Source organism: Corallococcus exiguus (assembly GCF_009909105.1).
Classification (GTDB): domain Bacteria; phylum Myxococcota; class Myxococcia; order Myxococcales; family Myxococcaceae; genus Corallococcus; species Corallococcus exiguus.
In genome coordinates this window covers 1-13637 of record NZ_JAAAPK010000022.1, presented here as the reverse complement: position 1 = coordinate 13637, position 13637 = coordinate 1, and the positions used below count along the sequence as shown (strand labels likewise).

The 13637-nt window shown below is 69.4% G+C and carries 4 protein-coding genes; 2 read left to right on the top strand and 2 right to left on the bottom strand.

What is annotated here, in order from left to right; genetic code table 11:
• Positions 1-12: 12 nt before the first annotated feature.
• Positions 13-1377, top strand: coding sequence for an FAD-binding oxidoreductase (locus GTZ93_RS41625; RefSeq protein WP_139918447.1), 1365 nt, complete (start codon positions 13-15; stop codon positions 1375-1377).
• Entirely contained in the window at positions 1374-2111 is a 738-nt protein-coding gene (locus tag GTZ93_RS41620; protein ID WP_120599174.1) for an SDR family oxidoreductase, read from the top strand. Before GTZ93_RS41625 ends, GTZ93_RS41620 begins: the two co-directional genes overlap by 4 nt.
• Here GTZ93_RS41620 and GTZ93_RS41615 read toward each other — a convergent pair.
• Both GTZ93_RS41615 and GTZ93_RS41610 read right to left on the bottom strand, forming a co-directional pair.
• Entirely contained in the window at positions 2108-3031 is a 924-nt protein-coding gene (locus GTZ93_RS41615) for a hypothetical protein (RefSeq protein ID WP_139918449.1), read from the bottom strand. The two genes, GTZ93_RS41620 and GTZ93_RS41615, sit on opposite strands and share 4 nt — an antisense overlap.
• A 61-nt stretch (positions 3032-3092) precedes the next feature.
• On the bottom strand, positions 3093-13637 hold a 10545-nt coding region (locus tag GTZ93_RS41610), incomplete at its 5' end, for a non-ribosomal peptide synthetase (RefSeq protein ID WP_161663366.1).

Here is a 13637-nt window from a genome sequence, read left to right as displayed (position 1 = left end):
GGGAGCATGGCGATGAGCACGTCGGATTCGTGGGGTCGTTTCCCCCGCGTGGAGCAGCGGACGCGCGCGCTGGCGTGGCGCTCGGACGCGGTGCCCCAGGTGGAGGGCTCCGTCCTGCCGCATGGCCTGGGCCGCAGCTACGGCGATTCCTGCCTCAATGGCGGGGGCACGGTGCTGCTCACCGCGGGCCTGGACCGGCTCATCGACTTCGACCCGACGACGGGCGTGGTGCGCTGTGAGTCAGGCGTGTCGTTGGACACGCTGCTGCGGCTGGCCGTGCCGCGCGGCTGGTTCCTGCCGGTGACGCCGGGCACGAAGTTCGTCACGGTGGGCGGCGCCATCGCCAATGACGTGCACGGCAAGAACCACCACCGGGCCGGGACGTTCGGCCGGCACGTGCGCCGCTTCGAACTGGTGCGCTCGGATGGCAGCCGGCGGATGTGCGCGCCCGACGAGAACCCGGACTGGTTCGGCGCGACGATTGGCGGCCTGGGGCTCACGGGGCTCGTCACCTGGGCGGAGGTGCAGCTCAAGCCCATCCGCAACCCCTTCGTGATTCAGGAGACCGTCCCGTTCGAGAACCTGGACGGCTTCATCCGCGTGTCCGCGGAGTCCGAGGCGGACCACGACTTCACCATGTCGTGGGTGGACTGCCTGGCGCGCGGGCGCAAGCTGGGGCGCGGCCTGTTCTACCGGGGCAACTTCGCGCCCACGCAGTTCGAGAGGCTGCCCCTGTCGAAGAGCCACCTGTCGCATGGCAGCGGGCTCGCGGTGCCCATCGACCTGCCGGGCTTCTGCCTCAACCGGCTGTCGGTGTCCGCGTTCAACTTCCTGTACTACCACCGGGAGCGGATGAAGCCGTCTCCCCGGCTCGTGCATTACGATCCGTTCTTCTACCCGCTCGACAGCGTGTACGGCTGGAACCGCATCTACGGCCGCCGGGGCTTCCTCCAGTTCCAGTGCGTGGTGCCCCACGCCACCGCGCGCGACGCGCTGCGGGAACTGCTGGAGCGCAGCGCCCGGGGTGGGTTGCCCAGCTTCCTGTCCGTGCTCAAGACATTCGGCGACCTGCCGTCGCCCGGGTGGCTGTCCTTCCCGCGCCCCGGCTACACGCTGGCCCTGGACTTCGCCAACCAGGGTGAGAAGACGTGGAAGCTGGTGGAGTCGCTGGACCGCGTGACGCGCGAGGCGGGCGGGGCGGTGTACCCGGCCAAGGACGCGCGCATGAGTCCGGAGAGCTTCGCCGCGTACTTCCCCAAGCGCGAGCAGTTCTCCGCGTACGTCGATCCCGCGTTCTCGTCCTCCTTCTGGCGCCGGGTGAACCCGGCGTCCTTGCCCTTGCCCTCGCTGGAAGACCGTCAGGTCGCCATCCCATGAAGAAAGTCATTGTCCTCGGCGCCACGAGCGCCATTGCCCAGGCCACGGTGCGGTTGCTCTCCGCGCGCGGGGCGTCGCTGTACCTGGTGGGCCGCAACGCCGCGAACCTGGAGGCGGTGGCCAAGGACGCGGCCACGCGCGGCGCGCAGAAGGTGGAGTTCCGCGCGCTGGATTTGAACGACTGCGAAGCGCACGCGAGCCTCGTGGAGAGAGCGTGGCAGGCCCTGGGCGGACTGGACGGGGTCGTGCTGGCGCATGGCGTGCTGGGAGACCAGGAGGAGAGCCAGCGCTCGTGGGCGGCGGCGGAGCTGGTGCTGCGCACGAACTTCCTCTCCGCCGCGTCGCTGCTGACGGAGCTGGCCAACCGCTTCGAGGCGCAGAAGGCCGGCACGCTGGTGGTGATTTCGTCGGTGGCGGGAGACCGTGGCCGGCAGAGCAACTACGTGTACGGCGCGTCCAAGGGCGCGCTGACCGTGTTCCTCCAGGGCCTGCGCAACCGGCTGGCGAAGTCCGGCGTGGCGGTGGTGACGGTGAAGCCCGGCTTCGTGGATACGCCGATGACGGCCCACGTGCCGAAGAACAAGCTCTTCGCGTCGCCGGAGCAGGTGGCGCGAGGCCTCTTGAAGGCCGCGGACGGGCGCAAGAACGAGGTCTACGTGCCCGGCTTCTGGGCGCTCATCATGCTCATCATCAAGAGCATCCCGGAGCCTGTGTTCAAGCGGCTGAAGCTCTAGGCTTCCGCTGTTGCCCGCGCGGGCAGCCGGTGGAGCGGAGCGCAGTGGGGCGCGTGCGTCTGGAGGAACTGGCGCATCCGCTCCGCGCGTTCCGGGTCGTTCCGCTGGGTGGCCGCGGCCCGGAGTGCCCAGGCGCAGAGCAGGCGGACCACGATGAGAGGAGACTCCTCCTGGTGGTGCTCCAGCAGCCGCAGGCCCTCCGGCGTTGATTGGCCCGTGACGACTTCCGCGGAGTGGATGAGGACGTCGTAGAAGACCCGGCCCATCTTTGCTCCGGGAACGGCGGGGTTGATGTCGGCCAGGGCGAGGGCCTCGCGGGCGAGCCTCAGGGTCTGCTCAGGGTCGTCCTTGCAGATCAGCTGGAGGAGCGCGTCGCTGCTTCGCTCCATGGCCTGGAGCAGGGGCGCCTTGCTCCGCCAGTCCACCGCGTTCAATTCGTGGCGGGCCAGGGCGTCCTGCCCGTAGAGGATCCTCCCCAGGGCCCGTCTCTGCGCCCGGAAGACGTCCACGTCGGGGAAAGGGCTGCTCGGAGGAAGGAGCTCATCCGTGAGCCTGAACCAGGCCTCCACGTCCGGGTGCTGGAGTGCCTCGGCCTCCCGCCTGCGCGCCTTGCGAACCTGGTACTGCCGCCAGGCCAGGCTCCCGCCCACGAGCACGAAGAAGAGGATGAGGAAGGGGAGCAACTGCTGGCCCAGCCCTGGAGGAACCTGGGGCTTGGGGGTGGGCCATTCGCCGTCTCCGGTGATGGGCGAGGGGTTGGTGAAGAAGGCATGGAGGCCGTACCAGAGCGGCAGCAGGACGGCCCAGATGAGCAGGAGCTTCCGGAACGGATGGCGACCCAGCCATCCCAGGACGGGCACCTTGCGGAGCTGCTTATCGGCGACTCCGCGGAGATAGCGATTGTTCTCTTCGCGCGACATGCGCGCACCGTAACCCCTTCCACTCCGTGCCTGAAAGACAGACACGGAGTGGAGGTTGTCTTCAACTGCCGGTGGCGTCGTTGGACGTAACGGCGGCCAGGGCGGAGCGCAGGTGCTCGACGACAGACCCGAGGTGCGGGTCCTGCATCAGCTCGTGGTGGCCACCGGGGACGTCGTGCACTTTCAGTTCGCCACGCACCAGGGGCTCCCACCCGCGGTGACGAGGAATCGCTTCGGCGACGCCACTGGCGCTCAGGAGCAGGGCGGTGCCGTCGTACGGCTGGGGCACGTACTTCTCGTGGGCGAAGAGGTTGGCCCGGAAGACGTTGAAGAGGGCACGCAGCTGGGCCGGGCCGGACTGCGCGTCGAGGATGCGCGCCCGGAGTCCTTCCTGCAGCAGGTGTCCCAGCATCACGTCGTCGCCCTGCGCCAGGGCTTCGTCCGAAGCGGAGAGCTCCTGTCCGAAGGCGGTGGCGGTGGCATGGGCGAAGGCGAGCCTCGCGCGGGCCTCGGAGTCGAGGTGCGTGGCTTCCTGAGTGGGCTTCGTCAGACCGTGGACGTGGGCATCGATGAGGGCGAGCAGGTCCACGGCTTCACCGGCCTCGCGCAGGCGACGGGCCATCTCGTAGGCGATGACGCCGCCGAGAGACCAGCCTCCCAGTTGGTAGGGGCCGTGAGGCTGCACCGTGCGGATGGCTTCGATGTAGAGGGTGGCCATCTCCTCGATGGACTCGGCGACGGGCCGTCCGTCGAGGCCACGCGACTGGAGGCCGTAGACGGGCAGCGAGGGCCCCAGGCGGCGCGCCAGTTCCGAGTAGGCGAGGACGTTGCCGCCGCCCGGGTGGACAAGGAAGAGCGGCCGCTGGCCGGGCTCGCCGCGCTCCAGCGGGACGAGGGGCGTCCAGTCCTGTGAGTCGTCGCGGAGCACCTGCGCGAGCTGCTCGATGGTGGGCTGCTGGAAGAGGACGGAGAGGGGAATCGACTGGCCGAGACGCTCGCGCACGGCGGCGACCATGCGCACGGCGAGCAGGGAGTGGCCGCCCAACTCAAAGAAGCTGGAGCGGACGCCGACGGAGCGGACGCCGAGGACGTCCTCCCAGATGCGAGCGAGCTGCATTTCGAGCGCGTCGCGGGGAGCGACGAAGTCCCGGGCCTCGACGGCGTGGGCGTCGGGCTCCGGCAGTGCCTTGCGGTCCACCTTGCCGTTGGCGTTGAGGGGCAGGGCGTCCAGCACCACGACGGCCGACGGCACCATGTACTCGGGCAGCCGCTGCTTGAGGCCTGCCTTGAGGGTGTCCGCGTCCAGCGGGTGGCCTTCGCGAGCAGTGACGTAGCCGATGAGGCGCTTGTCCGCGTCCGTGCCCCGAGCCACGACGATGGCCTCGTTGACGCCGGTGGCGGAGCGCAGGGCGGCTTCGACTTCGCCCAACTCGATGCGGAAGCCACGCACTTTCACCTGGAAGTCGACGCGGCCCAGGAAGTCGGTGGTTCCGTCTTCCCGCCAACGGGCCTGGTCGCCCGTGCGGTAGAGGCGCTCACCCGGCGTGGACGCGAAGGGGTGGGGGACGAAGCGTTCCGCGGTCAGCTCGGGACGATTCAGGTAGCCCCAGGCCAGGCCCTGGCCGCCCACGTACACCTCACCCGCGACGCCTACGGGCACCGGGTGCAGGTGCCCGTCGAGCACGTAGACGGTGGAGTTGGAGAGAGGCCGGCCAATGGGGATGGCTCCGTCCACGCGCGTGCCGTGCAGCATGGGGAAGGTGGTGGAGAAGGTGGTGTTCTCCGTGGGGCCGTAGCCGTTGATGAACGTCGCACCGTCCGAAAGACGCGCGAGGTGCTCGCGCACTCGGGCGGCAGGCAGCACATCGCCACCGGCGAGGACCTGGCGCACGCCCGCGAGCGCTTCGCCCTGATGCAGGGCCATCTGCTCGAAGAGGGCGGCGGTGAGCCACAGGGACGTCACGCGGTGGTGGCGCAGCTGGGCGGCCAGTTCCTCCAGCGACAGGGAGTGCGGCGGAGCGAGGACGAGCTGCGCACCGTGCAGCAGCGCGCCCCAGATTTCGAGCGTGGAGGCGTCGAAGGCAACCGGGGCAGCCTGGAGCCAGACTTCATCCGGCCCGAAGCGCATGAAGGTGCTGCCGAGCACCAGGCGGGTGATGCCCCGGTGCGGCACGCAGACGCCCTTGGGGCGGCCGGTGCTGCCGGAGGTGAACATGACGTAGGCGAGAGACTCGCCATCCACGGAGACGTCGGGTGCATGCGTGGGCCGCGAAGCGATCTCCGCGGACTGGGCATCCAGCCAGACGCGGGTGCCGGTGGCAGGGAGCAACGAAGCAAAGGGTTGGTGCGTGACCACCACGCCCACGTCCGCGTCCTCCAGCAGCATGGCGATGCGTTCCACGGGCGCATTGCGGTCCACGGGGACGAAGGCCGCGCCCACCTTGAGGATGGCGAGGAGCGCCGTCACCAGGTCGAAGGAGCGCTCGACGGCGAGACCCACGCGCGCACCCGGGACGATGCCCAGGGCGCGCAGGTGCCACGCCAGTTGGTTCGCGCGCGCGTCCAACTGGGCGTACGTCAGCGCATCATCCCCCAGCACCAGGGCCACCTTGTCGGGCGTGCTCTGGGCCTGCCGGGCGAAGTGGACGTGGACCGGAACATCCGTGGGACTGACGGCTGCAGTGTCGTTCCACTCCACGAGGAGGCGCTGGCGCTCGTCGTTGGAGAGGAGCGGCAGGTGGGCCATGGGCTGCTCGGGCTTCGCGGCCACGGCCTCCAGCAGCGTGCGCAGGTGGCGGGCCATCCGCTCCACGGTGCTCTGCTTGAAGAGGGCGGTGCTGTACTCCAGCGTGCCTAGCAGCCCTTCGGACGTCTCCGTGAAGAAGACGCTCACGTCGAACTTCGACGTCGAGTGGGTGGCCTCCAGCCTTCGCAGCCGGAGGTCCGGCAGATGCACGTCCTCCGTGGGCACGTTCTGGAGCGCGAGCAGCGTCTGGAACAGCGGCGTGTGGCTGAGGCTGCGCGTCGGCTGCAGGACCTCCACAAGCTTCTCGAAGGGCACCTCCTGGTGCTCGTAGGCCTCCAGCACCGTGGCGCGCACCTGCTGGAGCAGCGCCTGGAAGGACTGGCCGTCGTCCACCTTCGCGCGCAGGACGAGGGTGTTGACGAAGAAGCCGATGAGGCCTTCCGTCTCCGCGCGCGTGCGGCCCGCGATGGGCGAGCCCACGCTGAGGTCCTGCTGGCCCGTGTAGCGCGACATCAGGCTCTGCCAGGCCGCGAGCAGCACCATGAAGAGCGAGCCGCCTTCACGGTGGCCCAGGCTGCGGAGGGCTTCCGTCAACTCACGCGACAGGGTGAAGCCGAGGGTCGCACCCGCGGTGCTCCGGACGGCCGGGCGGGGGAAATCGGTGGGCAACTCCAGCACGGCTGGCGCACCGGAGAGCTTCCCCTCCCAGTAGGCCATCTCCTGACGCAGCGTCTCACCCGAAAGCGTGCGGCGCTGCCAGTCCGCGTAGTCCGCGTACTGCACGGGAAGCGCAGGCAGCGGCGACGGCTGCCTCGCGGAGAAGGCCGCGTAGAGGGCAGTGACTTCACGTACGAGCACACCCAGCGACCAGCCGTCAGAGACGATGTGATGCATCGTGACGACGAGGACGTGCTCACGCTCGGAAAGCTTGAAGAGCAGCGTGCGGATGAGCGGACCGGTGCGCAGGTCGAAGGGCCGGCGCATCTCCGCGTCCACTCGGTCCCGCGTCTCGGGCTCGCGCTGCGCCTCCGGCACGGCCGTGAAGTCCACGAGCCCCAGGGGCACCGGACTGTCGGAGTGGATGCGCTGGACCGGCTCTCCGGCCACCTGGGTGAAGGTGGTGCGCAGGGCTTCGTGTCGGCGCACGACTTCCTGCAGCGCGCGCTCGAGCATGTCCGCGCGCAGGTGGCCCTCCAACCGGACGGCGACGGGCATGTTGTAGAGGGGGCTGCCCGGTTCGAGCTGATCAATGAGCCACATCCGCTGCTGGGCGAAGGACAGCGGCAGCGGACCGTCATGCGAGACGCGGGTGAGCGGCGAAGTGTTTGTGCGGGTGAGTCCCGAGAGGCGAACCGCGAGCGCTTCCACGGTGGGGGACTCGAAGAGGGCACGCAGCGGGAGTTCCACGTTGAACCCGGCGCGCACGCGCGACACAACCTGGGTGGCCAGCAGTGAGTGCCCGCCCAGTTCGAAGAAGGAATCCGTCACGCCCACCTGAGGCAGGCGTAGGACTCCTGCCCAGATGGACGCGAGCTGCTCCTCGGTGGGAGTGCGCGGGGCGACGTAGCTGGAGGCGAGTGCGCCGCTCTGGGGGGCGGGCAGGGCCTTGCGGTCCACCTTGCCGTTGGTGTTGAGCGGCAGCGCTTCCAGCACGAGGAGCGCGGAAGGGCGCATGTGCTCGGGCAGGAGCTGCTTGAGCCAGTCCTTGAGGGACTCGGGCGTGGGCGCGGACTCCGTGCCTTCCGGAGGCACCACGTAGGCGACAAGCCGCTTGTCGCCGGGGATGTCCTCGCGAGCCAGCACCACGGCGGCGTGCACCTGGGGATGCTTGAGGAGCGCGGCTTCGACTTCACCCAGCTCGATGCGGAAGCCGCGGATCTTCACCTGGAAGTCAGCGCGGCCCAGGTAGTCGAGCATCCCGTCCGCGCGCCAGCGCACCACGTCGCCCGTGCGGTAGAGGCGTGCACCCGGGGTGGAGGAGAAGGCATCCGGGATGAAGCGGTCCGCGGTCAGCTCCGGCCGATTGAGGTAGCCGCGCGCGACGCCCTCACCGCCGATGAAGAGCTCACCGGCGACGCCCACGGGCACGGGGCGCAACGTGCGGTCGAGGACGTAGACGCGGACGTTGGGCAGGGGCCTGCCGATGGTGGGAGTCGGAGACGCATCGAAGGCGCAGGCGGTGGCGTCGACGGTGCACTCGGTGGGGCCGTAGACGTTGAAGACGCGCGGGCGCGGAGCCAGGGCGAGGTGGCGCCAGGTGGCGGGGTCCACGGCTTCACCACCCACGAGGACGCGGTGGGGGATGGCCTTGCGCTCCAGCAGGCCTTCATCCACCAGCAGGCGCAGGTGCGCGGGAGAGCAGTCGAGGACGTCCAGCGCGTCGTGACCGATGCGCTTCACCAGTTCACCGACGTCGGCGCGCGCCTCGTCTGGGACGATGCAGAGGGTGTGGCCGTCGAGCACCTGGATGAGCTGCTTGACGGAGGCATCGAAGGACAGCGGCGCGTTGACGCTGACGCGCTCCCCAGGCTGAGCATCCGCGTGCACGGTGGCGGCGAGAGCGACGCGAAGATTGAGCACGGAGCGGTGCTGAATCATCACGCCCTTGGGGCGGCCGGTGCTGCCGGAGGTGTAGATGATGTAGGCGAGGTGCTCCGGCGTGACATGCGTCACAGGCGCGTTCGCGGGCTCACGTGAGAGGTCCGCGGAGTCGGAGTCCAGGCAGAGGATGTGCGCGGAGTGCGGAGGAAGAGAGTCGCGCAGGCGCTGCTGGGTGAGGACGACGGGAGCGCCGGTGTCCTGGAGGACGTGGGCGAGCCAGTCACGCGGGTAGCTTGGGTCGATGGGGACGTATGCGCCACCGGCCTTGAGAGTGCCGAGGATGCCAACGAGGGCCTCCACGGAGCGCTCCACGCACAGCACGACGCGTTCATCGGGGCCGACGCCCAGCTTCACCAGCCGGTGCGCAAGCTGATTGGCGCGCGTGTCCAACTCACGGAAGGTGAGCTGCTCCTCGCGGCAGATGACGGCCAGCGCGTCAGGCGTGCGAAGGGCCTGGGCGCTGAAGGCGTCATGGAGGCAGAGGTCGCGAGGGAACTCAGCGCTGGGGCCATTCCAATCCACGAGGAGCTGCCGCTGCTCCGGAGCGGTGAGCAGGGGCAGGCTCGCGAGCGTCGCGTCCGGCTGGGCGGCGATGGCCTCCAGCAACACGCCCAGGTGGCTCGCCATGCGCTGAATGGTGGACGCCTCGAAGAGGTCCGTGGCGTACGTCAATGTTCCGCCGAAGCCCTGGGGCGACTCCTGCAATGTCAGCGTGAGGTCGAACTTGGAGGACCGCGTGTCCACCGGGACGGTCTGGAAGGAGAGCCCAGGCAGTCGGAGCGTCTCCATGGGCGTGTTCTGCAGGGAGAACATCGCCTGGAAGAGCGCGCTGCGGCTCAGGTCTCGCGCGGGCTGGAGGACCTCCACCAGCTTCTCGAAGGGCAGGTGCTGGTGCTCGTAGGCCGCGAGCGTCGTACCGCGCACCTGGGAGAGCAGCTGTCGGAACGAGTCCTGCGGCTGCACGTGGGCGCGCAGGACGAGCGTGTTGACGAAGAAGCCGATGAGGCCCTCGGTCTCCGCCTGGGTGCGGCCTGCGATGGGCGTACCGACGCTGATGTCGTCCTGCGTGGAGTAGCGCGACAGGAACAGCTGCCATGCCGCGAGCAGCAGCATGAAGGGCGTGGCGCCTTCATCCCGGGCCAGGGCCTTCAGGGCCTGGGAGACCTCCAACGGAATGCGCACGTCCACCGTGGCACCGCGGCGGGACTGCACGGGTGGACGCGGGTGGTCCGTGGGCAGGTCCAGCGCGGACGGAGCCTCCGCGAGCTGCTGCTTCCAGTAGCCCAGCTGCGCGTCCAGGGACTCACCCTGGAGCCAGCCTCGCTGCCACATGGCGAAGTCCGCGTACTGCACGGGCAGTGGCGGGAGGACGGGAGCGCGGCCGGTGCTGAAGGCTTCGTAGAAGGCCGCCACTTCCCGGACGAGGACGCCCAAGGACCAGCCGTCGGAAACGATGTGGTGCATCGTCACCAGCAACAGGTGCGAGTCCTGTCCCAGCCGCACCAGAGTGCTGCGCAGCAACGGGCCCGTGGAGAGGTCGAAGGCACGCAGGGCTTCCGTGGCCGCAGCGCGCTGGGCCTCCTCCTCACGCTGCGACTCGGGGAGGGACGTCAGGTCGATGACGGGCAGCTCCCAACCGGAGGGAGGCTGGATGCATTGCGACGGCTCTTCGTGCGCCGCGGAGAGCGTGGTGCGCAGCGATTCGTGGCGGTCCACCAACGCCTCGAATGCGCGGCGCAAGGACTCCAGGTCCACCTGTCCCGTCAGCCGCAGGGCGGTGGGGATGTTGTACGAGATGTCTCCCGGCTGGAGTTGATCCAACAGCCAGAGGCGCTGCTGGGCGAAGGACAGCGGAATGACGCCTTCGCGCGGCGAAGGCTGCAGCGGAGGTGCACGGAGCGCGGCGGACCGGGCGCCCGCGAGCTTCGGTGCGAGCGCTTCAACGGTGGGGGCTTCAAAGAGGGCCCGCAGCGGCAGCTCTACCTCGAACGTGGCCCGCACGCGCGAGACGAGCTGGGTGGCCAGCAGGGAGTGGCCTCCCATGGCGAAGAAGTCGTCCCGCACACCGACTCGCTCCATGCGGAGGACTTCGGCGAAGAGGTTCGCGAGCTGCTCCTCGGTGAGCGTGCGCGGTGCTTCGTAGGTGCTGCCTGCCTGCTGCGCCTCCGGCTCCGGCAGTGCCTTGCGGTCCACCTTGCCATTGGAGTTGAGGGGCAGGGAGAGAAGGACGACGAAGGCGGCGGGCACCATGTACTCGGGGAGGCCCTGGCGCAGGTGGGCCTTGAGGGACTCGACCTCCAACGAGGCCTCGGCCTTGGGCGTGACGTATGCGACGAGGCGCTTGTCGGCGGCCTCACCCTTGGCGACGACGACAACGTCCTTGAGGCCCGGGGCGCGGCGGAGCGCGACTTCGATTTCGCCCAGCTCGATGCGGAAGCCGCGCACCTTCACCTGGAAGTCGATGCGGCCGAGGTACTCCAGGCGCCCGTCGAGGCGGTAACGGACACGGTCGCCCGTGCGGTACATGCGGCCGCCGGGAGGACCGTAGGGCTCCGGTACGAAGCGCTCCGCCGTGAGTTCCGGGCGCAGCAGGTAGCCACGAGCCTGGCCTTCACCGGCGAGGTACAGCTCGCCTGCGACACCCACGGGCACCGGCTGGAGAGACGCGTCCAACACGTAGGCACGCGTCGCGGGCAGGGGCTTGCCGATGAGGGGCACCTCGTCACGGCCGACGAGAGAGGCGGTGGAGTAGGTGGTGTCTTCGGACGGGCCGTAGAGGTTGAAGAGCTTCTCAACCGTGGGCACTGCGTAGACCTGCTTCGCCAGCGTCTCCGGCAGGGCTTCACCGGCGAGGTTGATGACGCGCACGCTCGGCGGCACCGCGCCCAGACGCAGCAGCTGAGCCATGGCGGAGGGCACGGTGTTGACGAGGGTGACGTGAGAGGCCGTAGGCAGCTCCGCCAGGTGCAAGGCGTTGCGTGCCACCACCACTGCGCCACCACTGCTCAACGGAGCGAAGAGCTCGAAGACGGAGAGGTCGAAGTTGAGGCTCGTCGCAGCGAGCGTCCCCTTCAACTCCTCCGGCGAAAAGGTCTCCAAGGCCCAGTGGAGGAAGGAGACGGCGTTGCCGTGGGAGATGGCGACGCCCTTGGGACGGCCGGTGCTGCCGGAGGTGTAGATCAGGTAGGCGAGGTGGCCGGCGTGGATGTCCACAAGCGGAGACGTCGTCGGCTGCGTGGACAGCTCCGCGTCCGAGTCGAGGCACACCGGCGTGGCGGTGGTCTCGGGCAGAGCGGAAAGCAGATGGGAGTGCGCGACAAGGGCTGGGCCCTGGGCGTCCTCCAGCAGCCAGCCCAAGCGCTCACGCGGGTAGCTGGGGTCCAGCGGCACGTAGGCGCCGCCAGCCTTGAGGATGCCGAGAGCGCCGATGACAAGGTCCTCGGTGCGATCGACGCAGAGACCGACACGGACTTCGGGGCCGACACCCAGGCCGCGCAGACGGTGCGCGAGCTGGTTCGCCTTCGCGTCCAGCTCCCGGTACGTCAGCTGCCGCTCCGGCGTGATGACGGCCAGGGCATCCGGCGTGCGGCGCACCTGGGCCTCCACCATCGCGGGGATGCTGGACTCCCGCGGCGCCTGCGAGGCAGGCGGGTTCCACTCGATGAGGAGTTGCTGGCGCTCAGCGTCCGTGAGCAGAGGCAGGTCGCCCAGTCGCGTGTCCGGCTGCTTCGCGATGGTTTCCAGCAACACACCGAAGTGGCCGGCCATCCGCTGGACGGTCGCCGCGTCGAACAGGTCCGTTGCGTAATCCAGCGTGCCGGCGAATCCGTCCCGGTTTTCACGCAGACCGAGGGAGAGATCGAACTTCGCGAAGTGGGACTCCAGCGGCAGGGTCTGGAAGGCCAATCCTGGCAGACGCAGTGTCTCGGTGGGCGTGTTCTGCAGGACGAACATGGCCTGGAACAGAGGACTGCGGCTCAGGTCGCGCGTGGGCTGCACGGCTTCCACGAGCTTCTCGAACGGCAGGTGCTGATGGTCGTAGGCCGCGAGCGTCGTGCCTCGCACCTGGGCCAGCAGCTCACGGAACGTCGCTCGCGGATCCATCTGGGCGCGGAGGACCAGGGTGTTGACGAAGAAGCCGATGAGGCCTTCGGTCTCCGCCTGGGTGCGGCCCGCGATGGGCGAACCCACGCTGATGTCGTCCTGCGCCGAGTAGCGCGACAGGAGCACCTGGAAGGCCGCCAGCAGCAGCATGAAGGGCGTGGCGCCTTCGCGTTGGGCCAGGGCCTTGAGGGACTCGGAGAGCTGGGTGGGGATGCGCACGTCCAGCGTGGCACCGCGGTGTGACTGCACGGGCGGCCGCGAGCGATCCGTGGGCAGGTCCAGCGCGGCGGGGGCTCCGGAGAGCTGCTGCTTCCAGTACCCCAGCTGTGCGTCCAGCGCTTCACCCTGGAGCCACTGGCGCTGCCACATCGCGAAGTCCGCGTACTGCACCGGCAGCGGCGCGAGCGAGGGCACCTTCCCCTCGCTGAAGGCTTCGTAGAAGGCCGCCAGCTCGCGGACGAGGACTCCCATGGACCAGCCGTCGGAGACGATGTGATGCATCGTCACCAGCAGCAGGTGCTCCGCTTCATCCAGCCGCACCAACGCGCTGCGCAGCAGCGGGCCCGTGGCGAGCTGGAAGGAACGGTGGGCCTCCGTCGCCGCCGCGCGCCGGGCTTCCTCCTCACGCTGCGATTCGGGGAGGGACGTCAGGTCGATGACGGGCAGCTCCCAGCCAGAGGGCGGCTGGATGCATTGCGACGGCTCTTCGTGCGCAGCGGAGAGCGTGGTGCGCAGGGACTCGTGGCGGGCGACGAGTGCCTCGAAGGCGCGGCGCAACGACTCCACGTCCACCTGGCCCGTCAGCCGCAGGGCGGTGGGGATGTTGTAAGACGCATCACCCGGCTGGAGCTGATCCAACAGCCAGAGGCGCTGCTGGGCGAAGGAGAGCGGAATGGCTCCTTCACGCGCGACGGGCCGCAGCGGCGGTGCGCGGAGCGTCGCGGACCGGGCTCCGTCCAGCTTCGGCGCGAGGCCCTCGACGGTCGGTGCTTCGAAGAGGGCTCGCAGGGGCAGTTCCACGGCGAACGTGGCCCGCACGCGTGAGACGAGCTGCGTGGCCAGCAGGGAGTGGCCCCCCAGCGCGAAGAAGTCGTCGTGAATACCGACGCGCTCCACGCGGAGGACTTCGGCGAAGAGGGCCGCGAGCTGCTCCTC